This is a genomic window from Micromonospora sp. NPDC049801 (assembly GCF_040656575.1).
In the GTDB taxonomy this organism is placed as follows: domain Bacteria; phylum Actinomycetota; class Actinomycetes; order Mycobacteriales; family Micromonosporaceae; genus Micromonospora.
This window is the reverse complement of the sequence record NZ_JBFAMS010000030.1, coordinates 18881-44738: the sequence shown is the minus strand read 5'-3', so window position 1 is coordinate 44738 and position 25858 is coordinate 18881. Positions and strand designations below refer to the sequence as shown.

The following is a 25858-nucleotide window of genomic DNA, read 5'->3' as shown; positions in this document are numbered from 1 at the left end:
CGCCCGCCGCCGGGGGGCGGGGCGGTGGCGCCCGTAACCCCCCCCGTCCCCCGCCCCCCACCGCGCCCTGCCGGATCGCCGCCCGGACTCCGCCTCGGCTCGACCGCCCTCATGAAACAGGCCCTAACAGTGCTGCACGCTGAGTCGGATCAGTTCCCAGCCGCCCTCGGGAACATCGTCGTCCGGGTCCGTACGCAGGTTCATCGGATTGGCCATGCCCAGGTAGAGGGTCGACCCGTCGGCGATCATGTTGCGGATCCCGTAGTTCAGGTAGTTGCCGAGCCCACTGTTGTCCACCACCGTGGCCGGCCTGCTGGTCGAGTCGAAGACGAACAGGTCGCCGCCGTAGACCGGGGCCGGCGGGGGGTCGTCGGCCAGTACCGAGGCCTTGCCGAACTCGGCCGCGGCGGGGCCGGTGACACCCAACAGCCGGGCGGTGTCCTGGCCCAGGTCCTTGGAGATGTAGCTCCAGTCCATGGTGCCCACGTACAGTTTCCCGCCCGCCACCGCCATCTTCCAGGTGTAGTTGTTGTAGGGGTTGCCCATGCCCGACGGGCCGTACAACGGGGTGTATCCGGTCGAGGCGGCGGCCCAGAGGCCCGCTCCGCCGTTGCCCGCCGGGTCGTAGGCGGGCAACTGGGATGCGCCGTACAGCAGGTCCACCCGCTGGTGACGGTCGCCGAAGCTCTTACCTCGGAAGATGCTGATCGCCCGCTGCGTGCTGCGGACCGTGGACCGCAGCGCGGCCTCGTCCGCCGGTGGGTAGGTCGCGATGTGCACCGTGGTCGCCTTCATCGGCACGTGCATCGTGCCCCAGTACAGGTAGCCGTTGAAGGAGGCGAGCCCACCCAGGGCGTAGGTGCGGGCCACGACCGGGTCGGGCTCGTACCCGTCGACCGACCAGACCTGGGTCCAGTTGTCGGCGTCGGCCGGCGTGAGGCCGCGTTCCCCCTGCGACAGCTTCGGGCTCATCCACACCCCGGCGACCCCGGACAGCGGCTCGTCGGTCGTGCCGGGCACGGCCGCTGCCAGGGCGTCGTCACCGGAACCCGTCCAGGTCGTCACGAAGATCCGCCCCTCGTGCACGGTGAGATCCGCCGCCTGGGCCGGTAGGTTCGCGACCTCGACGAAGCTGAACGGATTGCTCTTGGAGCCGGTCCAGCGCAGCACGTGCCCCCGGTTGCCGCCGTTCGCGCCCACCCCGACACCCGCGTAGAGCGCGCCGTCGGCCACCACGAAGTGGCGGATGTTGCCGTACGCCGGCAGGTTGATCGAGCCGAGGAAGGCGCCGGTGTCGGTGTCGAAGGCGAACAGGTTGATGCTCTCGCCCAGGGCGGGCCCGCCCAGGAACGCCACCCCCTGATGGGTGCCGGCGGCCCGGATTCCGGCGGTCGTGCTCAGCCGGTTGGCGTCGGTGGTGGAGGCGGCCTTCACCGCCTCGGTCTTCTCCGTCAATCGCCCCGAACGTTTGTCGTACGTGTACAGGCGGGGCGGGCGATGGTCGCCCAGGGTGGGAGGCAGAGTCGGGTTACGTTTCGCGATCTGGCTCTCGCCGTACTCGCACACCCAGTCGTCGTTCAGGTTCGGTGTCGTGTTGCGCAGGTTGCGCCCGCTGGTCATGCAGTTGACGTTCGCTCCGGTCCCGAACCACAGGCTCTGCGCGGTCTGGGTCATGCCCCACAGGTAGGACTGGTTCACCTTCGGCTGGCCGGTGGCGCATGGCGGACCGGGTGGATAGGCCACACCGATACCGGCGAAGCACTCGTCCGGGGTGCCCTTCCCGATCAGCTTCCGCTCGTATTTTGGCTGATGTCCGGCCGTACCCGGCGCATCCGCCCCGATCGGGGTGGCGGCGGCTGACGCCGGCGCCGCGAGGACGTACAACAGTCCCAGTACGGCGGCCGCGGCGAGCGGTCGCCGGCCCGACATCCGGAGTGGTTTCACGAATGGTTCCTCTCGTTCGACGGAGTCCTGCGGGTCGGTGGGGCACGATCGCGGGTCAGGCCGCGGCGACCTCGCGGGACCGGGCGGGGCTGACCACCCGTGGGGCGACCCGCCGTGCCCAGTCCTCCCAGTCCTCGAACTCCAGGAACCGGGCCAGCAGGCCGAGCTGCCCGATCGGGTCGGCGACCAGGTCCTCGTAGCTCATCCGGTGCAGGTGGCGCGGCGGCAGGTCGGTGAGCGCCTGCTCGGCCTGGCTGGTCAGGAACGCGCTCAGACCGAGGTAGCGGCGCAGGTCCTGGCCCCGATCCCGGAGCAGGTCGGCGCTGAGCCGGTCCGGCAGGTAACGCTCCAGGTCCTCGGGCACCGACTGGCCGGGCTCGATCCGGAACGGATCCAGCCCGCACCGGCCGAGGAACTCCACCCGCAGCTGAATCAGCTGGAACGACGAGTGCTGGCTCATCGAGCGGGCGGTCGCCTCCCGGTCGCGGGTCAGATACACCACCTTCGCCTCGGGAAATGCCCGCAGAAGGTACGGAGCGACGTGGCTGGACCCGCCGGAACGCTCGACCCAGCGCCGCTTGCCGGTCATCACGGCCAGCAGGTCGAGGAACATCCGGTGGTGGTCGCCGACCGACTGCGTCGGGAAGTCCGGCACCCGCTCGGCGAGCTGGTCGAAGAGGCGGTCCGGGTCGGGGGTCAGCTTCGACAGGGTGATGGCGAGGATCCGCGGCAACTCGGTCATCCGGTCGGCCCACCTCCCGGTCGCGGGATACCGCACCTCCTTCGGCGGCAACCCGATCCGGAAGAGAGTGGCGAGTTCCGCCTTGGGGCTGCTCAGCACCGCCCAGTACGCGGCCCCGGTCAGCACCTCGGAACTGCGTGCCCAGGGTGCGACCGACATGAAGAACTCCTGCGCCGAGAGAGTCTCGGGCTGCTCCGCGATCAGGTCCGAGAGCAGCGTCGAGCCGCACCGGCCGTTACTGATGATGATCGACCTGCCGGTGACCGGGGTGTCCATCCGAGGACCTCCTGCACGTTGGGTTGTCACGGGGCGGTGGCCACCTCGGCCACCTCGACGGAGCACTCCTCGCGGAGCCACGCCAGGACGAGCCGGCGGACCGCCTCCGGCCGGTCGACCAGGACTGTGTGTTTCTCGCCGGGTAGGACCACGGTCCGCGTCTGCGGCAGCAGCCGGACCACCGCCGGTGCCAGCTCGACGACCGCGGAGTTCGCGCCGTAGAGGCAGAGCACCGGTACGTCGATCGCGCTGATCTGCGCGGCACTGGGCAGGGCACTCGCCGGTAGGTCCCGGGCCAGCGTGGTCGCCATGAGCAGCTCGCCGGTATCCCGGGCCCGGCGGGCCACCCGGGCCCCCCGGCCGGCGACGATCTGCGCCAGCGCCTCCGGTCGGGGCAGAAGGTCGGCGGCCCGGTCCAGCCGGCGCGCGACCCGGGCCATCCACGCCGGGGTCGGCGGCGAGGATTCGACCGCCGCGACGGAGGCGACCCGGTCGGGGTGCCGGGCCGCGTAGGCGAACGCGATGGTGCCGCCGAACGAGTTGCCGAGCAGGTGCACCGGAGCGGTGACGTCAAGTGCGGTCAGCATCGCCGACAGGTCGTCGACGAAGTCGTCGAGGGTGTAGCCGGTGGGCGGGCGCTCGCTGTGGCCGTGCCCCCGCAGGTCGTACATCACCACCCGCAGCCCGGCGTCGGCGAAGGGCTTGGCCAGGGTGAAGTACCAGCTCGCGAGGCTGTCGGAGGCCATTCCGTGGATCATCACGAGGGTCGGCCCCGCACCCCGGTCAGCGCCGACCTCGTCCGGCTCACCGGCCGGTGGTTCGAGGTGTTCGACGTGCACGTCGATCCCGTTGGCCCGGATCATCGTCACGAGTGGACCGCCTCGACGACGGTGGGGCTCGCGTCGAGGGAGCGTGCGATGTGCTCAACCAGCTGCCCGACCCGCAGCTCGCCCACGGTCTCCAGATCGAGTTTGGCGACGAAGTGCGCGAAGTTGACGGTGTTGCCGTACCGGGCCTGCAGCCGGCCGGCGAGGGAGACGACGTCGATGCTCTCCATGCCGAGGTCGTCGCGGAAGGTGGTGTCCACGGTGATGGGTTCGTCGGCGGCGAAGTCGCCGAGGACCGCGTGGATGATCCCGGTGAGCTCGGCGAGGATGTCGGCGTGCGTGGCGGCCATGGGAGGTGCTCCTTCGGATGGTCGGGAGTGGATGCCGGTCACGGCTGATCGGTCCCGGTCCGCGGGCCCCAGGTCCAGGCGACCACGTACCGTCGAGGTGGTAGGTCTTCGGGATTTCTGACCTCGCGGTACTGGACCGGGTAGCTCCGGTCGTCGACGTGGACCGTCAGCACCGTGTCCGTGGCGCCGGTCACCACGAACCGGCGCGGGCGGCCGTCGAGTCCGGTCCCCTCCGCCTTGCCGACGGCCTCCTTGGCGGCCCAGAACCGGGTGAACCACTGCCGCCGGTCCTCGGCGTCGCCGCCGAGCGAGTCCAACAGGGCGGTCTCCCCGTCGGTCAGGGCGAAGCGCAGGGTGCTCTCCGGATGGTCGGTGATCTCGGCGACGTCGATGCCGACGCCGGGCGCGTCGGACGGCGACGCCGGCCCGCGGGGTTTCGCGATCGCGACGCCGATCTCCGCGCAGTGCGCCAGCGAGACATCGCACTCACGCAGGTCACGGCCCGGACGTCCGTGCACCCGGGGTCGCCCGTCCGGATCGTTGCCGACCGTCAGTTCGATGGGGTAGATGTCGCGGTGCCCGTCCTCCCACAACCGGAACCGGACGGCGTCCTTCACCGCGATCCGGCCCAACAGCCACTGTTTGCGGGATCTGGCGGGCTGCCGCTCGTAGTCCTGGTACGCGGCCGAGCCCAGGATGCCGCGGGCGGCCATGCCCTGGGTGACCAGGTCGGTCCAGCAGTCGAAGGCCATCGTCCAGCCCTCGGGTTGGATCAGCGACATCGGATGCCGCTCGGGGAACCGTTCCGCCGGCCGGGCCTGCGGATGGCTGTCGAAGCGCCGGTCCACCGCGCCCTCGATCTGTGCCCACACCCGGCCGTCGACCACCAGTTGGGTGTCCGCGACGAGTTGTGCGTCGTCGATCGAGCGCACCCGGGCGACACACTCGAAGTCCGTACCGGGTGCCGGCGGGGGGCCGAAGTAGCGGATGTGGCCGAGGCCCACGGGCAACGCGACAGTACGGAACGGCTGTGTGGTGATGAGCCAGTTGCCGATCAGCTGCAGCGCGTTGTCCAGCAGGGCGCCCGGCGGCACGGGTGCGCGGACCACCCCCCGTACGTGCATGTCGCCGAGGGCGTGTACGGCGGTGATGCCCTGGAACTGGGGGCCGTGGAACATCAGCCGCTCGGCGTACATCTCCTCGGCGCTGATCCGTGGCGGCCGTTCGGTCGCGGGATCGTGCCGCCACACCTCGGGCGGGTCGGCCGGATAGTCCGCGGCGAGTTCCACGGTCGACCGGGCGTACGGGCCGAAGGTGACCGAGACCAGGCCGTCACCGGTCGGCTTCACCGCGATCTCGACGTCCTGACCCGGCTCGGCTATCAGCCAACGGTTGAACCGGGCGTCGCGTACGGCCACCGCCCGCATGCCCGGCATGGCCTGCTCCGCCGCGTCGACCATGTGCTGCACCAGGGTGGTGGCCGGCACCACCGGCCACCGGTCCTCCATCTTCGGCCAGTCCGGTGGCTGGACGAAGAAGCAGTGGTCTTTCAGGTACGGCATGTTCTCGACGGAGACCCGCAACGTGATCCGCCGAACCGGACCCGGGTCGCCGTTGCTGGCGCTGGCGCTGACCGCCTTGCCGGTGTCGACCCCGTTGGCCGAACCGACCCCGTTGCCCGCGACGCCGTTGCCACGGCCTCCGGGCGCGGCGGTTCGGGAGGGTCCGGCAGGCGGGGCGACCGGGGGTTGTCCGACAACCGGGCGCGGCGGTACCGGCGGAGCCGGTCGGGCGGCCGCGTCCAGAACGTTGACCGCGTCCCGAGCCGTGTCCTGCAACAGCGCGGCGAGTTCCGCGGCCGCGCTGGACCGTCCGGTCAACCTGTGCAGGGCGGCAAGCGCCGCCGCCGGGTTGGTGCCGTTACCCGCCGGCTCGGGCTGCCGCCCCGCTCCGACTGCCGGCGAGGCGCCGACCGGAACGGCCGAACCGTGCTTTGGCGGACCCGCGGCCAGGTGGTTCGGCGCAGTGCCGCCCGCTGACACGCCGAGCAGACCGGCGGCGCCCGCCCCGAGCCGGACCAGTGGTCCACCGAGATCCAGCGGAATCGACGGGCCACGGCGTACCGGTTTCGCGGCTGCCTTCGCCAACGGCGGATCGAGCGCGGTCAGGTTCGGGCTGCCGCCCTCCACCCAGATCGCGGTGGCGACCCGGCGGAGCTGGTCCAGCCCGCTGCGGTGCTTCACGTTCACCGGCATCGCGAGATGCTCACGCCCGCGCAGGTTGTCGCTGATCAGCGAGGCGAGCTGTCCCGCACCGACCTGGAGGAAGACCCGTACCCCGGCGTCGTACATCGCCGCGACGGTCTGACGGAACCAGACCGGCTCCATCATGTGTCTGACGAACAGGGCGTTGACCTGCGCCTCGTCAGCGGGGAACGGTGCCGCCAGGGTCGCCGACCAGACCGGTATCCGGGTCGGGTGTACCTCCCACCGCCGCAGCGCCGCGCCGATCGACTGCAGGCCGTCGACGAACACGGGAGTGTGGAAGGCCGACCGGAACGGCAACTTCTGACACAGCACGTTCTCCGTACGCAGGGCCTCGACCAGCCGGTCCACCTGGGGTTCGGGGCCGTTCACCACCGACTGCCCCGGGGCGTTGTCGTGCGAGAGCACCACCCCCGGAAAGTCACCCAGCATCGGGGTGACCCGGTCCGCGCCAGCTCCCACGGCGGCGAACACGTATCCGGAGACCTCGACCGAGTCGGCGTGGAACAGTTCCAGAAAGTCGTCCATCGCCGCCGTGCTGATCTGCCCGCTGGTCGCCGCCGCAGTCCACTCGCCGATGCTGTGTCCGGCGACCGCGTCCGGTAGCACGCCGAGGTGGCGCAGCGCCCTGTCGAGGAGTTTGCCGACCTCGATCAGCCCGGCGCCGTGCCGGCCCAGGTCCGAGGCGGACCACTGCCGGTCCGGCAGTCCGAGGTGCGCGGCGATGTCCGCGGTACGGGGCGCGAACTCCGCCTCCAGGCCGGGGAAGACGAAGGCGAGGCGTCCGGTGCCGGCGGCCAGCAGCGGTGACGGGCTGAACCAGATGTCCCGTCCGCCCCGCCAGGCCTGACCGCGGGCGACCGTCTTGCGGGCGACGGCCAGCAGCTTGTCGGTCGGGCTGACGATGCCGAGTCGGCACGCCTCGGCCCCGTTGGCGGGCCGGTTGCTCCGGGCCCGTTCGACGCCGAAGGCCCGCACCTCGTGGTCGCTGCGGGCCAGCAGGCCGGCCAACTGGGCGGGGTCCGGCGCGGCGAGCCAGAGCACCTGGTCCGGTTCGGTCACCGCAACCGTCGAGCTGCCCGTGGTCGGCGCGGTGTCTCGTCCGACACTCGCTCCACCCACCGCCAACGGCTGCCCGGCGGTCGGCCGCTGCCGTACACCGGCGGGTTCGGGCGCCTGCTCGATGATGACGTGTGCGTTGATGCCGCCGAAGCCGAAGGCGTTCACCCCGGCCCGACGCGGCCCGTCGCTCTCCCACGGGCGGGCGGTGGGGATCGGGGCGAACCGGGTCGCGGCCATCTCCGAGCGTGGATCGTCGCAGTGCAGCGTGGGCGGCAGGACTCCCCGGTACACCGCGAGCGTCGCCTTGATCAGGCCGGCGATGCCGGCGGCCGGCATGGTGTGCCCGATCATCGACTTGACCGATCCGATCACCGGGCGTGGCCCGTCGCCCGAATGCGGTCCGAAGACCTCGGCGACCGAGACCAGTTCGGCCGCGTCGCCGGTGGGTGTGCCGGTGCCGTGCGCCTCCAGCAACCCCAGCGCGTCCGGCGCGGTCGGGTCCAGCCCCGCCGCCTCCCAGGCCCGCCGGATGGCCAGCACCTGTCCGGAGGAGGCCGGGTTGAACATGCTCGCCGAGCGGCCGTCGCTGGACATCCCGCTGCCCCGGATGACGGAGTACACCCGGTCGCCGTCCCGGACAGCGTCGGACCACCGCTTGAGTACGACCACACCCGTGCCCTCGCCGATCAGCAGGCCGTCGGACTCCCGGTGGAAGGGCCGGCTCTCACCGCGCCTGGACAGCGCCCGCAACTGGTTGAACACCGACCAGAAGCTGATGTCGTGCACGTGGTGCACTCCACCGGCCAGGACGGCGTCCAACCGTCCGCTGCGCAGCTCGGTGATCGCCTGGTCGACCGCGATCAGCGACGAGGCGCAGGCCGCGTCCAGGGTGTACGCCGGACCGCGTAGGTTGAGCCGGTTGGCCACCCGGGACGCGGCCAGGTTCGGCACCAGTCCGATCGTCCCCTCCGGCTGGTACGGGCCGAGCCGCTCGTCGAACTTCTCGCGCACCAGGTCGAGCCGGCTCTGGTCCAGCTCCGGAATCAGCTCCCGCAGCACCTGGATGACCTGGCTCGACATCCGCACCCGTTGGGCGTAGCGGGCCTGAGCCGGACTGAGGATGCCGCCCCGCCCGAGGATCACTCCGACCCGGTCGCCGCCGGGCAGTCGGTCCGCGCCGCCGGCATCGTCGATCGCGGCGGCGGCCACGTTCAGGGCGATGAGCTGGTCCGGTTCGATGTCCGCGACCGAGGCGGGCATGATGCCGAACCGCAGCGGCTCGAAGGTCGCGAACTCGTCGACGAATCCGCCGCGCCGGCAGTACATCCGGTCCGGCCGGTGGGCCTGCTCCGGGTCGTAGAACTCCTCGTCCCACCGGTTCGCCGGCACGTCGGTGATCGCGTCCACCCCGTCGACGAGATTGCGCCAGTAGCTCTCCAGGTTGCCGGCGCCGGGCATCACCGCCGCCATCCCGACGATCGCGATCGGGTCGCTCCGATCGGTACTCGTGTTCATTTTCGGCCTCTCGCTCCACCGTCGACGGGCGTACCGGGTGTGCGGCGCGGGTGCCGCCGCATCCGCTGGACGATCACCAGCCGGAGGCGGTGTAGACCACGGAATTGATCTTCGGGTCGCCCCACGCCAACTCGCTCAGCAGGCTGAAGGCACCCGCTTCGGGGTCGATCAGATCGATGCCGCGGCGCGCGTACTCCCGACTCAGCTCGTCGCTGACCATCCCGCCATGCCCGGCGCCAGGTGCCCACGGCCCCCAGTGCACGGTCAGACAGCGGTTGCCGGTGCTGGCCGCCCAGCGGGCGCCGATCGCGTCGACCGCGTCGTTCGCCGCGGCGTAGTCGCTCTGACCTCGATTGCCGTATGCCGCGGCGATGCTGCCGAACAGCACCACGAACCGAGGCGGCGAGTTCAGCTCGTCCAGGCCGCCCAGTACCGAACGGGCACCGTCGACCTTGGTGCCGAACACCCGGGCGAACGACTGTGGGTCCTTCTGCGCGATCAGCTTGTCCTCGATCACGCCGGCCGCGTAGACCACGCCGTCGACCCGACCGTGCGTACGCTCGACGTCCAGCAGCAGGCGGCGGATCGCCGACGCGTCCCGTACGTCGAGGGCGTGGTAGCGCACCTCGCTGCCCAGTTCCCGCAGTTCGGCGAGGGTCGTCCCGACCTCGCGGGCGGCCAGGATCGCCTGCGCGGTGTGTTCGATCTGCGCCGGTGACCGCAGACCCCGGCCGGCGAGCGCGGCACGCAACGACGCCTTGTCCCGGGCCGACACCAGGTCCGGATCCTCCGGCCCGGTCGGCAGCGGTGTGCGGCCGACCAGCTCGATCCGGCAGCGGCTCGCCATGGCCACCGCGCGGGCGAACCAGGGCGTGATCCCGCGAGCCCCGCCGACCAGCACCACCACCGAATCCCGGTCGAGGCCGATCGCGGCGGCCTCGGAGGCGCCGTCACCGGCCGGCCCGGCACCGCTGGTCGCCACCGCGCCCAGCGCCACCGGGGTGAGGGAGACAGTTGTCCGCTCGGTCTCGCGCCGCACGACGGCCGGGGTCTCCCCGGGGACCAGCAGCTCGTCGATCAGGTGTCGGGCGATCTGCTGCGGTTCGGCGGCACCGTCCACCTGGACGTACCTGGCCGCCACCTGTGGGTACTCCCTGGAAATGGTACGGAACAGGCCGGCCAGGCCGTCGCTACGTTCGGTGCCGCCGACCGGTCCTGCCGCGAGCAGCCAGCGGGGACCGGCGGCGAGCGCCTGCTTGAGGAACGGGAAGACGTCGGGCAGCAGGGGTGCTCCGGCGCCGTCCAGACCGTCCAGCAGGATCAGCCCGTCGAAGCCGGCGAGCTGGTCGGCCTGCCTCTCGTCCAGCACACCCGTCTGCCCGGCCGCGCCCTGCTTCTGGAGCAGTTCGGCGAGGTACGGCAGCGCCGGGCTGGCGCCGGTGATGAGGAAACGCGTTCCGGCGAGCACGTCGGCCGGCTGCCCGGCCGGTGGGGCGCCGGTGTCCGCGCCGGAAGGTCCCGCGACCACCGTCGCCAGGGGCAGCAGCCGCTTCGGTGTGATCCCGGCCGGACCGCTGGCGGTGACCGACACGGTGGGGACCGGCGCGGGTGCGATGGCCGGGCTCATGGTGGCCAGGGCCGAGGGCGCTCCGGCGGGTGGTGCCACCATCGGTGTCGGTGCGGTGAGGGCCAGCGCGCCGTTACTCGGCGACGGCGCCGGGGCGGTCACCTCCTGCGTCTTCTGGTTGAGCCAGTCGACCATGGTGCGTACGGTGCGGGCCTTGACGAGGTCTTCGAGTTCGGCTTCGTCGCCGTCGACGGCGAGGCCGAGTCGTGCGGCGACCTCGCCGGCGACTTCGGCGCGTTTGATGGAGTCGATGCTGAGGTCGGCTTCGAGGTCCAGGTCGAGTTCGATCAGGTCCACCGGGTAGCCGGTGCGTTCGCTGATCACGTCGAGGATCGCGCTCTGGAAGTCGGGACGGGTCATCACGGCAGTGCCGGTCGTGACGACAGTGGTGGAGTGCGCCACCCCGTTCGCCGGGCCGAGTACGGAGGTCGCGTGGATCACGGTCGTACCCGTCGTCGACCGGATCTTCTGGTTGAGCCAGTCGACCATGGTGCGTACGGTGCGGGCCTTGACGAGGTCTTCGAGTTCGGCTTCGTCGCCGTCGACGGCGAGGCCGAGTCGTGCGGCGACCTCGCCGGCGACTTCGGCGCGTTTGATGGAGTCGATGCTGAGGTCGGCTTCGAGGTCGAGGTCGAGTTCGATGAGGTCCACCGGGTAGCCGGTGCGTTCGCTGATCACGTCGAGGATCGCGGTCTGGAAATCAGGACCGGACGAGGTGACCGCCACAGCGGCCACCTCGACCCCGCCCGTCGGTGCGGCCGGGGGAGCGGCCACCACCACCGCCGTCGTCGTCGCGACCGCGTCGACCTCGGTCCCGTGACCCGGCAGCACCACCGGCGGGTACGCCTGCGAGGGCTGCCACACGAGTCGCCCACCCGCGCCGTCGCCGAAGTACGCGAGCATCACGTCCCGCTGCGAGGCGATCATGTCCCGGCTGGTGCGGAGGAACTCGCTCAGCAACTCGTCGCGGCCGTCCCGACCACTGAAGGCGGTCCCGTTCGAAGCGGTCATCGACAACTCCTTGATCCGTCGTGGGGGCGTCATTCCGCCGGGCAGGCTGTTCCCGGACTGATCTCGTACGAGCTGGCCGTCCACGGTCCAGAACGGACGCTGGCCCGTCTTGACCGCCCCGACGTCCGCCGTGTCGCGGCCCTGGAACAACCAGCCGGTCCGAACCGGGACGCCGGCACAGGCCAGTTGCGCGACAGTGACGAGGAAGCCGCGCAGCCCCTCGTCGGGACGCGGCTCGGTGGCGACCGCGAGGTGCGGCCGGTCGCCGAGGATGGCCCGGACCAGCTTGGTGAGGACCTGACCGGGGCCGGCCTCCACGAAGGTCCGAGCGCCGCTGGCGTACATCGCCTCGATCTGTTCGACGAACCGCACGGGCGCGCCGATCTGCGCGGCGAGCCGGTCACGTACCCGGTCGGCGTCCCCGTCGTACGGGGCTGCCGTGTGGTTCGACCAGACCTGGATGGCCGGCTCCCGTACCGTGCTGGACGCCAGCGCCTCGGCGAAACGTGTGGTGCCGCCGGCCACCACCGGGCTGTGGAACGCGCACGCGACGGAGAGCTGACGGGCCGACAGCCCGCCCTCGCGCAGCGCCGCCACCGCCGACCCGACCGCGGGAGTCGGCCCGGAGATCACGACCTGCGTCGGGGTGTTCCGGTTGGCCAGCACGATGTCGCCAGCCAGCCCCGATGCGGTGAGCACCTGGCTCACCTGCTCGGCGGTGCCGGTGACCGCCGCCATGGTGCCCGGGTCGTCGCCGGTGGCGGTCAGGATCGCCTCGGCCCGTTGCCGGCTCAGCGCGAGCAGGGTCTCGGGGTCGAACGCGTCGGCTACGCAGAGCGCGACGAGCTCCCCGTAGCTGTGTCCGCCGGTCAGGTCGGGCCGGACGCCCAGCCGACGTAGCAGGTGGTCGACCGCGAGGCCGCCGATGCCCAGGACGGGTTGGGCGACCCGAGTGTCGCGTACCCGGTCCTCCTGCTCGCGGGCCGTCTCCGGGTCGAACGCCGACGGCGGGAAGAGGAGGTCCGCCCACTCGGCGCCGAGGCGCAGGTAGTGCCGCAGCTCGGGGAACGCGACGAACAGTTCGGCGAGCGCACCCGGCCGCTGGCTGCCCTGACCGGGGAAGAGGAAGGCCACCTTGCCCGGCTCCGGGTCGTTCGGCGGTTGGACCAGCCCGCGTGCCGGGTCGTGCTCGCCGGCGACGGCCCGGCCCAACAGCTCGGCGAGTTCGTTCCGGTTACGGGCGACGATGGCAATCTGGACCGCGCCGGCCCGGTGGTCGGCCTCGTCGGACAGCGACGCGGCCAGGTCCCGCAACGACCACGGTCGGCCCAGCTCGTCGCGGTTCGACAGCATCTCCTGCAGCCGGCGTACCCGCAGCTGTGCCGCGGGCCGATCGGCGCCGCGGAAGCAGAACAGCTCCGCCGGCCAGGACTGCCGGGTGTGCCGTGGCTCGGGGCTGTTCGCATACGCGCCGAGCACGGTGTGGAAATTCGTCCCGCCAAACCCGAACGCGCTCACCCCGGCCAGCCGCTCGGCCGCCGGCGCGATCCACGGGCGAACGCCGGTGTAGAACGCGAAGGGACTGCGGGCCGGATTCCACGCGGGGTTGGGGCGGGTCAGGTGGATCGTGGGTGGCTTGACTCCGGTGTAGAGCGCGAGGCTCGCCTTGATCACGCCGGCCAGGCCGGCCGCGCACTTGGTGTGCCCGATCTGCGACTTCACCGAGCCCAGCGTGCAACTACCGGGCTCCGCGCCGGCCTCGTCGAAGAACCGGGTCAGGGTCTCCAATTCGGTACGGTCGCCCACCACCGTGCCGGTGCCGTGCGCCTCGACCAGACCGACCTGTCGGGGCGAGACCCCGGTGCGGTGGTAGGCCCGGTCGAGGGCGCGTCGCTGCCCGCTCGCCCTCGGGGCGGTGAGCCCGAGCGCACGTCCGTCGCTGGAGCTTCCGATGCCCTTGATCACGGCGTAGATCCGGTCGCCGTCGCGCTCGGCGTCGGCCAACCGCTTCAGTACGACGCACGCCACCCCCTCGCCGAGGGCGATACCGTCGCCGGTGCTGTCGAACGTGCGGCACCGTCCGGTGGGGGAGAGGGCGTGCGCGGAGGTGAACATCAGGTAGTCGTTGATGCCGTTGTGCAGGTCGGCGCCGCCGCAGATCATCAGGTCGCTGCTGCCGGCGCTGAGTTCCTTGCAGGCGGCGTCCATCGCGGCGAGCGACGAGGCGCAGGCGGCGTCGATGGTGTAGTTGGGACCGCCGAGGTCGAGACGGTTGGCGATCCGGCCGGCGATGACGTTGGCCAACACGCCGGGGAAGCTGTCCTCGGTGACCGTGGGGAGTTGGTCCTCCAACTCGGGCGGCACGTCCCCGAGGTAGGCCGGGAGCATGGTCCGCAGCGTCTGGGCGTGACCCATGTCGCTGCCGGCCTCGGCCCCGAACACCACCCCGGTCGAACGGTGGTCCGCGCCGGCCGCGTCGTACGGATATCCGGCGTCGACGAGCGCCCGATGCGCCACCTCGAGCGCGAGCAACTGGGTCGGGTCGATGCTGCTCAGCGCCGCCGGGGGTATCCCGTACCGGATCGCGTCGAACGGGACCGGCTCGATGAACCCACCCCACCGGGAGACGCTGATCCGACCGGCCTGACCCGGCTCCACCTCGGGCGCGTAGTACGTGTCGACGTCCCACCGGTCGGCAGGCACCTCGGTGACCGCGTCGGTGCCGCTGAGTACGGTCTGCCAGAAACTGTGCAGGTCGGGGGAGCCGGGCAGCACGCAGGACATGCCGACGATGGCGATGTCCAGCGGCGCGACCGGCTCGTCCACCGGCGCGGTCGGCGGGACGAGTTCGGCGCGCAGCGCGGCGGTCCGTACCGCGAGGAACTCCTGTGCCTCGGTGGTGACCTGCGCGTGCAGCTCCGCGACCGTGGTCGGTGCGTGGCGCAGCACCGCGACCTGGCCGGCCATGAACATCCCCTCGACGGCCTGCACCGCCTCGTCGACCTCCACCAGGCCGTCGTTCTCCCGGCGTACGCCCTTGCTGGCGATCCGCAGCCGACCGACGTTCAACAGCTCCAGGTGCTCCCAGACCTGGCGGTTCTCCACCCCGGCCGACTCCAGCTCCTCCCGTACGCTGTGGAAGTCGTCCACGAACGGGCTGGGCAGGCAGCGGGTCGCGTGTCCGGGGGCGGTCTCCAGCAGCGACGTGCTGGTGGCGGCGATGGCCGTACGGTGGAACAGGGGCTGGATGGCGCCCTCCTGCACCGCTTCGCTGGTGAAGAGGTAGGCGGTCCCCATCAGCAGCCCGATCTGCGCCCCCCGGCCGGTCAGCGGGGCCGCCATCGCGGCGACCATCGCCGCCGACCGGGCGTCGTGGATGCCGCCCGCGAACAGCAGTTGCAGCCGCCCGGCGTCGTCCGGCGTCTCCGCCAGGAACTCCTCGAGCACCAGCAGCTGCGCCTCCCACAGGGGAAAGCTGGCCCGTGGCCCCACATGCCCGCCGCACTCCGCGCCCTCGAAGACGAACTTGCGCGCGCCCGCCCGCAGGAACTGCCGAAGCAACCCCGGTGACGGTACGTGCAGGAAGGTGGTGATCCCGTCCTGCTCCAACGCCGTGGCCTGGGACGGACGGCCGCCCGCGATGATCGCGCACGCGGGTCTGATCTCCCGGATCGCCTCAAGTTGTGCCGCACGCAGCTCGTCGGGCGCGAAGCCGAGCACCCCGACGCCCCAGGGCCGCTCGCCCAGTCGATCGGCGGTCTCCCGGAGCACCCGGCGGGACTGTTCCGCGCCGGCCAACGCGAGCGCGACGAAGGGCAGCGCGCCGTCGGCGGCGACCGCGGCCGCGAACGGGGCCTCGTCGCTGACCCTGGTCATCGGGCCCTGTACCACCGGTATCCGGACGTTGAGGGCGTCGGCGAGAGCGGCGCCCGGCGCCAGGGCGTCCCCGGCAGACGATTCGGCGAGCGCTTCGAGAAGGTGGGCACGGATTCCGCGTACGGCGGCGGCGGTGTCGGGCCAGCGCCGGGCGAAGACGGCGGCGAGCCAACCGTCCTGGCCGATCGGCAGCAGTTGTGAGGCGCTGTCGTGCGGACCGCCCCGGCGGATCCCGCGTACTCCGTCGACCAGGACCGTCTCGGATCCGTCCAGCCGACGGACCGCGCCCCGCGCGTCCGCCGGGAGCTCCGACTCCGGCATGAGGGTGAGCTGGCTGTCCAGGACGACGCCGGCCGCGCCGCCGATGACACAGGCGACGGCGGTGCGGGGGCCGATGCCGCCGGCGACCCAGATCGGCAGGTCGATGTCGTCGGCAGCGGCCAGTTGCTGGAGCAGGACGAACGAGCTGAGCTCGCTGACTGTGCCGCCACCCTCCATGCCGCGCGCGATGAGCCCGTGCGCTCCGGCGGCGGCGGCGTACCGGGCGTCGTCGAGGCTGGTCACCTCGACGAGCACTCGGTACCTGTCGACCACGTCGGCCAGTGGCCAGGGCGTATCCGGCGGTAGGACCAGGAGATCGACCCGGCCGTGGCCCGCCCGCTCCACGTCGGCCGGCGTGGCGGTGCAGCCGGCCGGTACGCGTACGCCGATCGGTCCGCTCGACCCGGCGGCGGCCTGGGCCAGGGCGGTGAGTGTCCAGCTGTCGCCGGAGGCGAGGTCCAGGACGCCGTGACCGCCGCCGTGGCGGGCGGCGGTCACGATCCCGGGACTGGGTTCGAGGGGGCTACCGACGCTGATCACGATTACGAGATCGCGCGTGTTCGGTGCAGGACTCATCGGACTCCCACTTCATTGGGCGCCCGGGTCTCGAGCGCGACCGAATGAATCAGATGATCAACCGAGGTTGCCGCCCGCAGCTTATTGTCGCCTATCGATCTCGGGCTCCGATTAAGTTAGGCCAGCTTAGTTACGGCTCAGTTAACTTTCCCAAAATAGCCCGCTGGCCTGCGGTTCTTCCGATCGCATCGATGAGACGCGGGACATCTTCCGTCCGCCAAGCCGTGACGGCCTGACCTCGGTTGGGCGGCCGGCGGCTTCGCTCCGGCCGCGAGGCGCGGTGTTAACTATCGACGTACTTTGAATTCAGAAGTGTTACTAGCCCGGCAGAGAAAGTGATGTCTATCACTATCGTCTTGCAGATCCGGCTTATAAAAGCACTCTTATCTGGTCGGTTTGGTGGGGCCGGAACCATTCCTATCTCCTGAGTATGGAATTGGTCCCGGTCGGCCCTCGCTTAATGTTCGTAATGCCTATCGGAGAGGGGGAGAATCAACCGGCAAAATGCCATGTCATCGAGCGGGGCAACCCGCTCGTCGCTCAACCGACCACCGCCGGGGAGGCCCCGGTCAGCCGCACCGGGTCGCGCCGGTTCGAGCCGGGCGCGGCGTGCTTCGCGAGCCCTCCACGGCGGTGGCTCCACGCCACCCCTCCGTACGTCCGTTCCTCGACACCCGCGGGGTCGACGGGTCGCCACGCCCGCTGTGCCCGGCGGCACCGCCGGATGCCCGCCGGCCAACCCGGACCGGCAGGACCTCGCCCACGGGCCGCCCACCCGCCCGTCCAACCCGAGCGGTCCGCTTCCCCTTCCACCTGCCCCCAACGAACTGGTGGTCCCTCATGCGCAAGATTCTCCTGCTGGCCCTGGTCGGTCTCGGCGCCCAACTGGTCGACGGCAGTCTCGGCATGGCCTACGGCGTGACCTCGACGACCCTGCTGCTCGCCGTCGGCGTCCATGCCGCCGCCGCCTCCGCCACCGTGCACCTCGCCGAGATCGGCACGACCCTCGCCTCGGGTGCCGCCCACTGGCGATTCGGCAACGTCGACGCGAAGGTCGTCGCGCGGATCGGCATTCCGGGGGCGGTCGGCGCCTTCGCCGGCGCGACCTTCCTGTCCAGCCTCTCCACCGATGCGGCGGCACCGATCATGTCGCTGATCCTGCTCACCCTCGGTAGCTACCTCCTGGTCCGCTTCACCACCTTCGGGTTGGCGAAGGGCAACATGGGCAAGCCGCTGCGCAAGCGATTCCTCGGTCCACTGGGCCTGCTCGCCGGCTTCGTCGACGCCACCGGTGGCGGCGGCTGGGGACCCATCGGCACCCCGGCGATCCTGGCCAGCGGCAGGCTCGAACCACGCAAGGTCATTGGGTCGATCGACACCAGTGAGTTCCTGGTCGCCGTCGCGGCGAGCCTCGGCTTCCTCGTCGGTATCGGTGCGGAGAACATCAACGTCGGCTGGGTCATCGCGCTGCTCGTCGGCGGGGTGGTCGCCGCGCCGGTGGCGGCCTGGCTCGTACGCCTGGTCCCGCCCCGGGTGCTCGGCTCGGCGGTCGGCGGCATGATCGTGCTGACCAACAGCCGAACCCTGCTCCGCAGTGACTGGTTCGATGCCTCGGCCACCCTGCGTTATGGCTGCTACGCGGTCGTCTGCGGGATCTGGGCGGCCGCCGTGACGTACTCGATCCGTCAACACCGGAGGGAGCAGCACCAAATCGTCCCGATCGGTAACAGCTGACCGGCCCCGATCCAGGTGACCAACAATGCCGGCACCTCCCGGCCGTGCTCCGAGAGGTGCCGGCGGGCGACCGCGCAGCGCCGCTGGGCTAAGTTGTCGGGTTGCGGCGCGCCGCCTTCGACGCCGGCGGTTCGGCGGACTCGGGCGCCTCGTCGGCCGCGCCGCGACGCCGGACCTGGCGGTCACCCTCGCGGCGACCCGCACGGGCGGAGGTCGCAAGCCGGTCGGCGAGCGCGATGACGAGACCGCGGAGGTCATCCGGTTGCTCGATGACAAATGGCCTGTCGAGTGACGCGAGCACCGGAGGCAACCAGTCGAGGCGCTCCGCCCACAGCTCGACGCGGAGCCAGCGCTCGGTCTCCGGATCTGCGTCTTGCCCGGCCGGCGGCTCCTGCGACGCTGGCGACGCTGGCGACGCTGGCGGGAAGTCGGGCGCGGATCTGCTCGACCGTCCCCTGGATCCACAGTGTCACCTGATGCTGGTACGGAGCCTTGGCGAGCCCGGAGAGGACGCGCTGCGCCGGATCGAGTCCGGCGGGCGGCTCGAACGCGCCGGGCAGGGTCCTCGCGTCTGCGATGCGATCCAACCGGAACGTCCGGTCTTCGCCGATCTCGGGATCCACGCCCGTGACGTACCACCGGCCCGAATGGGCGACGAGCCCGTATGGGTGCAGCGTGCGTTCGCTGTGCCGCCCGTCGGCGGCGGTGTACCTGATCGAGACCGGCCGGCGGTGGTGCACGGCATCGGCGAGAGTGAGCAGGAGCCCGGCCTCCGGGACGGCGAACTCGCCGGGCGGCGCCGTGAAGGTGAGGGATTCGAGCACCGTGTCGAGCCGGTGGGCGAGCCGCTCGGGCAGTACCCGCCGGATCTTCGCCGCCGCCGTCGGCGCACGGACTACGCCGAGGAAGGCAGGGCGTCGAGGCGGGCGCGGACCGACTCGCTCCATGGATGGTCGAGGTCGGTGAGGATGCTCAGGGCCTGCTGCCACACCGCCCGCGCGGCGCCCGTGTCGCCCGCGGCGAGGTGGGTGTCGCCGAGGTGGGTGAGGGTGTCCGCCTCGTGGGCGCGGTAGCCGAGTTCTCGGAACAGTCCGAGGGCCTGCCGGTAACAGTCGACGGCCCGACCGTGCTGGCCGAGGTGGTGTCGGGCGTGGCCGAGGCTGTCCCAGGTGGCGGCCGTACCGCCGCGGTCGCCCACCCGCCGCAGGAGGCTGAGCGCGTGTTCGCAGTATTCGACGGCCGTGGCGTGGTCGCCGAGCAGCGTGTGGCACCAGCCGACAGCGTTGAGCGCGAACGCCTCCCCGCGTTCGTGCCCGGCCGTGCGGTAGAGCAGGACGGCGCGGCGGGCGTGCTCCAGGGCGCTGGGCAAGTCCTTCCGGTGCTCGTGCAGGTAGGCGAAGAGGCGGTGGATGAACGCCTGCCCGGCCGTGTCGTCGCTGCCCACATAGAGGTCGAGGGCGCGGTGCAGGTGCTCCTGCGCGTCGTCGAGCCGCTGCAACCGCAGGTCGGTGTGGGCGAGGCTGAGGTGGGCGCCGGCACGCGCGGCCGGGACGCCGAGCCGGTCCGTGCACTCGAGCGCGGTCCGCCAGGCGACGGCGCGGTCGTACCAGTACCCACGGCGTTCCAGGTACGTGTCGAGGGCCCAGGCGAGCTGCCAGGCCTCCCGGTCGAGGCCGGACTCGGCGGCGAGGCGCAGCGTGGCGAGCAGGGCGGCGCGCTCGGCGTGGAACCACGCCGTCGCCTGGCGCGAATCCGCCAGGTGCTCCGGCGTGTCGGCGGCCGGCGGCGGGTCGAGCGGGAGCGCAATGGGGTCCCGCTGGGCGTGTACGAGCCGGTTCGCGGCGTGCGCGGCGTGCGTGTAGTGGCCGACCAGGCGCGACCGCGCGGCCCGCCGGTCGTCGGGGGCGACCTCCTCGGCGGCGTACGCGCGCAGGAGGTCGTGCAGGGCGTACCGGCCGGGCGCCGGTTCGGCGACCAGGTTGGCGCGGACCAGTTCGGCCAGCAGACCGCGGGTGGGGGACAGCGGTTGCCCGGCGAGGCTCGCCACGGCGTGCGCGCCGACGTCCGGGCCCGGGTGCAGGCTGATCAGGTGGAACAGCCGCCGCGCGTCGGCGCTCAGCGCGGCCTCGGACCAGGAGAAGACGGCGCGTACCCGGGTGGTCGGATCGCCGGCGTCGAGGGCGTCGAGGCGGCCGTGCACGTCGGCGAGTTCGGCGGCGATCGCGGTCAGCGGGAACGCGGTCTGCTGTGCGCGGGCGCAGACGATGGCGAGGGCGAGCGGCAGCCGCGCGCAGGCGGCGATGATCTGTTGCACGGCGGCTGGCTCGGCGACCACCCGGTCGACGCCCAGGCGGCGGGCCAGCAGGAGCCGGGCCTCGTCGGGATCGAGGACGCCGACGGCGAGCGGGTGGGCGCCGTGCGCGGTCACCAGGGGAGCGAGCCGGTCGCGGCTGGTGACCACGGTGGCCGACGTGGGTGCGCCGGGCAGCAGGAGCCGGACCTGGTCGGCGTCGCGGGCGTTGTCGAGCACGACGAGGATCCGCTTGCCGGCCAGCAGGCTGCGGTAGCGCGCCGCCTGCACGTCCGGGTCGGCGGGAATCCGCTCGGGCGGTAGGCCGAGGGATTCGAGCAGGCCGCGCAGCGCGGTGGCCGGCCGGACCGGCACCCCGCCGGGGTCGAAGCCGCGCAGGTCGGCGTAGAGCTGGCCGTCGGGAAACCGGTGGGCCACCTGGTGCGCCCAGTGCACGGCCAGGGTGGTCTTGCCGACCCCGGCGGTGCCGGAGACCACCGCGATCACGCCGCCGGTCGCCACCCCGGTGGGCTCGGCCAGCAGCTTGTCGAGGCCGGCCAGGGCGTCGGTGCGCCCCACGAAGCCGCGGACGTCGGTGGGCAGCTCCGCCGGCACCGGGGCCGGCGTACCGGCGGCCGGCGCGGCCCGGGGTTGCGGGGGTGCGCCCTGCAACAGCGCCTGGTGGAGCATCTGGAGGTTCGGTTCCGGGTCGACTCCGAGCGCTTCGGCCAGCCGGGTCCGCAGTGCGGCGTACTCCCGCAACGCGTCGGCGGTGCGCCCGAGCGCGTGCTGGGCCCGCATCAGCGCGGCGGTGAGCGACTCCACGAGCGGGTGTTCCGCCGTCAGCTCGGCCAGCGGCCCGATGGTGACGGCCGGGTTGTGCGCACCCAGCTCGGCGTCCGCCCACGCCACCACGGCGTCCAGGTGCTCCCGGGTCCAGCTCTCCCGCATCCGGGCGGCCCAGTCCCCGGCGATGCCGGCCAGCGGTACGCCCTGCCGCAGCCCGATCGCCGCGCGCAGGGTGGCCAGCCGTTCCCGGTCGTCAGCGATGTCCCCGGCGCGCAGCAGCAACCGACGGAACCGGTGCAGGTCGACCAGTTCCTCGTCGATCTCCAGCAGGTACCCGCCGGAGCGGTGTACGAGCGGCGGCGGGTCGGCGTCACCGGCCGCCTCGCGCAACACCTGCCGGATCCGGGTGACGTGCGCCCGCAGGCTGCCCCGTGCGTCGGCGGGGGCGTGCTCGCCCCACACCCGGTCGACCAGCGCGGCCTGTTCGACGACCCGGCCCGCGTCGACCAGCAACGCCGCCAACACCGCCCGCTGTCGCGGTGGCCCCGGGTCGACCGGTCGTGCCCCGGCGAGGACCTGCACCGGGCCGAGCAGACGGTATCCGACCGGTTTGGCGCGCACGTTCACCACGAGACCCGCACAGCATCAGCCACCTTCGGCATCGCAACGATTCCACAACGTACCGGCCCATCGTCGGTTGCCATTCTCTTCGTGCCCGACCGCAACGGCACCCCCGGGGGTCCGGAGGTGGTCGGTCGAGCCGAGAGGGGAGGGAGGCAGCCATGAAGATCGTCGTTCGCGCCGTGGAGTCGGTGAAGACCACGCAGTACCCCGATTCCTGATCAAGCCGGGTGGTCGGCCGTCGCTCGCCGGCGGCCGCCCACCCCGGTGAAACCATCCTCGGACCCGGAGGTTTGTCATGCGCGTCGGCCTCAAGCCCTGCGAGTGGGAGCGTGTCGGCGACGGTCTGGTCGTCGTCTGCGACCCGAGCCGCTCGGTGCAGCTCGACGACCCGGACGGCCAGGTGGAACGGCTGCTCACCGTACTGTCCAATCAGCCCGGAACGGTCGCCGAGCTACGTGCCGCCCTCGCCGCCGACGGGGTCGAGGTGAGCACCGACGACCTCAGTGGCGCCCTGGCGGCGCTCGACGGCCTTCGGTTGCTGCGGGACCTCGACCGGCACGTCGACCGCGCCCGGGTCGGCCGAGACTTCAGCAACCTCGCCTTCTTCGAGCTGTACGCGACCCTGGAGACCAGCGAGGCCGACCTGCAGCGGCGGGTGCGCGACGCCCACGTCCTGCAACTGGGCACCGGCGGGCTCGGCTCCAACGTGCTGCAGAACCTGGCCGGCCTCGGCGTCGGCCGGCTCACCCTGGTCGACGCCGACGAGGTGGAGCCGCGCAACCTCGCCCGGCAGTTCCTGTACCGGGAGGCGGACCTCGGCGCCACCAAGGTCGACCGCGCCGCCGACTGGGTGCGCGCCTTCCACTCCGGCATCACCGTCGAGGCGGTACGCCGCTGGATCGGCGGCCCCGACGACATCGCGGACCTGCTGCCCGGCGTCGACCTGGTGGTGTCCGGCGTCGACCAGGGCGAACGGATCGACAACTGGGTCAACGAGGCGTGCCTGCGCGCCGGGGTGCCCTGGATCCGGGGCGGCATGGTCGGCTCCCAGCTCATCTACTTCTCCGTCGATCCGGGCCGCAGTGCCTGCTACGAATGCCGGGTCCGCGCCTACGGCGATGGCCGGGACGTCCCGGCGTCGGTGCTGGAGCCGGCCGCCATGACCGCGCAACGGCTCAGCGCCCGCATCTCCCGCCTCAACCGGGCCAACGGGCCGTCGGCCGCGCTGGTCGGGTCCCTCGTGGCGTTCGAGGCGCTGCGCTACCTGACCGGCTACGAACCGCCGTACGCGGCGGGCGCCGAGGTGCTGGTGGACCTCTCGGCGGGCTGCCGACCCAGCCGCGAGCCGTGGCCACGCGACGCGGACTGCGCGATGTGCGCGACGGCCGGCGCCCGCACCGCCGCCGCGTCATGACCGACACCACGAGCACGGTACGGCTGCGCCCGCTGACGGTCGTCGAGGAGGGCACTGACGTCCTCGTCGGCGACCCGGAGCGGGGCACCTACGTCGCGATGCCCGCGGTGGGTGGCGTCGTCATCCGGGCGCTGCTGGAGGGGGCCACGCTCGCCGAGGCCGCCGAACGGGGCGAGGCGTTCGCGGGCGAGCCGGTGGACGTGGACGACTTCGTCGCCGTCCTGACCGAGCTGGGGTTCGTGGACAGCGACCAGGCGCCCGTGCCGGTGCCGACCGCCGCCGTGCAGCAACGCTCCTGGACCGGCGGCCCTCCGGCGGCACTGGTTCGGCCGCTGTTCTCCCGGGTGGCGTGGGTGGTCTACGCCGCCGCCGCGATCGGGGTGGTGGCGTGCCTCCTGGTACGCCCGGACCTCTGGCCCCGACCGGCCGATCTCCTGCTCACCGGTGACGTCGGCACCAGCCTGCTGATCATGCTGCCGGTCACGTACGCCCTGGTCGCCGTGCACGAGGCGTGGCACTGGCTGGCCGCGCGCGCCCTGGACCTGCGGACCCGCTTCGGCATCGACCGGCGGTTGTTCTTCCTGGTCTTCGAGACCGACCTGTCGCAACTGTGGAGCGTGCCGCGCCGCCAACGCTACGGCCCACAGCTCGCCGGGCTGGCCGTCGACATGGTCCTGCTCGCGGCGTTACTGGTCGGGCAGCTCGTCCTCGGGCCGGTACGCCCGCTCCCGGCGCTGGTCTTCGTCCTGGTGGCCAGCACGCTCTGGCAGTGCATGATCTTCCTGCGCACCGACCTGTACGCCGTCCTGGTCACCGCGATCGGCTGCCGTGACCTGTGGCGGGTCAAGTCCCTGCTGCTGCGGCGGGCCTTCGGCCGGCTCGACGAGCGGCAGCGCGCCGAGCTGGACCGGGCCGACCCGCACGACGTGCGGGTGGGCACCTGGTTCCGCTGGGTCTGGCTCGCCGGGTGCCTGCTCGCCGCCGGCTACTTCGTGCTGTTCTACCTGCCGCTGCTGCGCTACGTCGCCACCTGGGCGGCCGACGGGTTCGCCGCCGGGGTGGGCAGCGCGAGGCTGTGGTGGGGTCTGGTGACGGCCCTGCTGGTCTACGCGCCGATCGTGGCGACGCTGGTGCTGGCCGTCCGGGCGGTACGCACCCGAGCGGGTCGGTGAACCGACCGACAGCTCCGGTCAGGGCGACGACCGCCCGGGTCGTCGCCGTCAGACGCCCTGGAGCCGAGCGGACGACGGGCGCAGGTACACGAACCAGGTGATGACGAAGCAGATCGCGTAGAAGGCGATGAAGGCGATGTAGGCCGCATCCGCGGTCTGGTAGGTCAGGAACGACTGCCGGAAGGCAAGATTGACGAGGACTCCGCCGAACGCGCCGATGGCACCGGCGACGCCGATGAGCGCGCCGGAGAGGCGCCGCGCCTCGTGCTCCGCCACCCGGTCGTGCGGGTCGGCCGCGCCGGCGGCGGTCAACTGCACACCGCACCTGGCCCGGAAGATCGCCGGGATCATCTTGTACGTCGAGCCGTTGCCGACGCCGCTGAACACGAAGAGTGCGATGAAACCGACCAGGTACAACGGCAGCGAGTGTCGCTGGGAGGCGAGCAGGACGATCGACGCGCCGACCGCCATCGCCACGAAGTTCACGAAGGTGACCCGGGCCCCGCCGAGCCGGTCGGCCAGGACACCGCCCACGGGACGGATGAGCGAGCCGAGCAGCGGTCCGAGGAACGTCAGGTACGCGGCCTTCACCGGGGTGTCGAAGGTGTCGGCGAACTGCACCTGAAGCACCTGGCCGAAGGCGAACCCGAAGCCGATGAACGACCCGAACGTGCCGATGTAGAGCAGGGACATGATCCAGGTGTGCGGTTCGCGGGTGACGTCGCGCATGGCCCGTTTCTCGTTGCGGGCATGGCTGAGGTTGTCCATGAACATCGCGGATCCGAGTGCGGCCAGCACGATCGCCGGAAGGTAGATGCCGGCGACGATGCCGGGACTGCCCGCCCCCAGGACCGCCAGCACGAACAGGCCGACGAGTTGGACCGCGGCGACGCCGAGGTTGCCGCCGCCGGCGTTGACGCCGAGCGCCCAGCCCTTGAGCCGGTCCGGGTAGAACGCGTTGATGTTCGCCATCGAGCTGGCGAAGTTCCCGCCGCCGACGCCGGCCAGCGCGGCGATGAGCAGCAGCGTCGAGTACGAGACGCCGGGCTGGATCAGGAGAGCGCCGAGCAGGCTCGGGATCAGCAGCAGCGACGCGCTGATGATCGTCCAGTTGCGGCCGCCGAACCGGGCCACGGCAAGGGTGTACGGGATCCGCAGCACCGACCCGACCAGCGCGGGCACGGCGGTGAGCAGGAATTTCCCGGCCGGGTCGATGCCGTACTGCGGCCCAAGGAAGAGCACCAGCACCGACCACATGGTCCAGATGGAGAAGCCGATGTGTTCCGAGTAGATCGAGAAGATCAGGTTGCGTCGGGCGATGCGGGATCCCCGGCGCTCCCAGAAGACGGGATCCTCGGGCCGCCAGTCGTCGATCCAGTGTCCGCGAAGGGTCAGGCTGCGCCGGTCCTGCTCGATGCTGCCGGGAACGGTCGTGGTCATGGTT

General features: G+C 71.9%; 12 protein-coding genes. 3 read left to right on the top strand and 9 right to left on the bottom strand.

Features of this window, described 5'->3' with window-relative positions; genetic code table 11:
- Positions 1-123: 123 nt before the first annotated feature.
- From AB0I89_RS32610 to AB0I89_RS32585, 6 genes are all read right to left on the bottom strand, one after another.
- Positions 124-1944, bottom strand: coding sequence for a hypothetical protein (locus AB0I89_RS32610; protein WP_357134581.1), 1821 nt, complete (start codon positions 1942-1944; stop codon positions 124-126).
- Positions 1945-1999: 55 nt separating this feature from the next.
- On the bottom strand, positions 2000-2962 hold the full coding sequence (locus AB0I89_RS32605) for a sulfotransferase domain-containing protein (RefSeq protein ID WP_357134580.1): 963 nt from the start codon (positions 2960-2962) through the stop codon (positions 2000-2002).
- 26 nt (positions 2963-2988) lie between these two features.
- Positions 2989-3825, bottom strand: coding sequence for an alpha/beta hydrolase (locus AB0I89_RS32600; RefSeq protein ID WP_357134578.1), 837 nt, complete (start codon positions 3823-3825; stop codon positions 2989-2991).
- 2 nt (positions 3826-3827) lie between these two features.
- Positions 3828-4139, bottom strand: a complete 312-nt coding sequence (locus tag AB0I89_RS32595) for an acyl carrier protein (RefSeq protein WP_357134577.1) — start codon at positions 4137-4139, stop codon at positions 3828-3830.
- 38 nt (positions 4140-4177) lie between these two features.
- Positions 4178-8980 (bottom strand): beta-ketoacyl synthase N-terminal-like domain-containing protein, encoded by a 4803-nt coding sequence (locus tag AB0I89_RS32590; protein WP_357134576.1) that lies wholly within the window; start codon positions 8978-8980, stop codon positions 4178-4180.
- 73 nt (positions 8981-9053) lie between these two features.
- Positions 9054-16313, bottom strand: a complete 7260-nt coding sequence (locus AB0I89_RS32585) for an SDR family NAD(P)-dependent oxidoreductase (RefSeq protein WP_357134574.1) — start codon at positions 16311-16313, stop codon at positions 9054-9056.
- Between the two features lie 918 nt (positions 16314-17231).
- Between AB0I89_RS32585 and AB0I89_RS32580 the strand changes: the two genes are divergently transcribed.
- Positions 17232-18125, top strand: coding sequence for a sulfite exporter TauE/SafE family protein (locus AB0I89_RS32580; protein WP_357134572.1), 894 nt, complete (start codon positions 17232-17234; stop codon positions 18123-18125).
- A gap of 254 nt (positions 18126-18379) precedes the next feature.
- Here the strand turns inward: AB0I89_RS32580 and AB0I89_RS32575 are convergent, their stop codons facing one another.
- Complete coding sequence (locus AB0I89_RS32575) at positions 18380-19072, bottom strand: WYL domain-containing protein (protein WP_357134570.1); 693 nt, start codon at positions 19070-19072, stop codon at positions 18380-18382.
- Entirely contained in the window at positions 19021-21825 is a 2805-nt protein-coding gene (locus AB0I89_RS32570; RefSeq protein ID WP_357134568.1) for a tetratricopeptide repeat protein, read from the bottom strand. The genes AB0I89_RS32575 and AB0I89_RS32570 overlap by 52 nt, the downstream gene beginning before the upstream one ends.
- A gap of 298 nt (positions 21826-22123) precedes the next feature.
- Here AB0I89_RS32570 and AB0I89_RS32565 point away from each other — a divergent pair, with 298 nt between their 5' ends.
- On the top strand, positions 22124-23242 hold the full coding sequence (locus tag AB0I89_RS32565) for a ThiF family adenylyltransferase (RefSeq protein ID WP_357134566.1): 1119 nt from the start codon (positions 22124-22126) through the stop codon (positions 23240-23242).
- Positions 23239-24414, top strand: coding sequence for a hypothetical protein (locus AB0I89_RS32560; RefSeq protein ID WP_357134565.1), 1176 nt, complete (start codon positions 23239-23241; stop codon positions 24412-24414). The genes AB0I89_RS32565 and AB0I89_RS32560 overlap by 4 nt, the downstream gene beginning before the upstream one ends.
- Positions 24415-24462: 48 nt before the next feature.
- Here the strand turns inward: AB0I89_RS32560 and AB0I89_RS32555 are convergent, their stop codons facing one another.
- Entirely contained in the window at positions 24463-25854 is a 1392-nt protein-coding gene (locus AB0I89_RS32555) for a nitrate/nitrite transporter (protein ID WP_357134564.1), read from the bottom strand.
- Positions 25855-25858 lie beyond the last annotated feature (4 nt).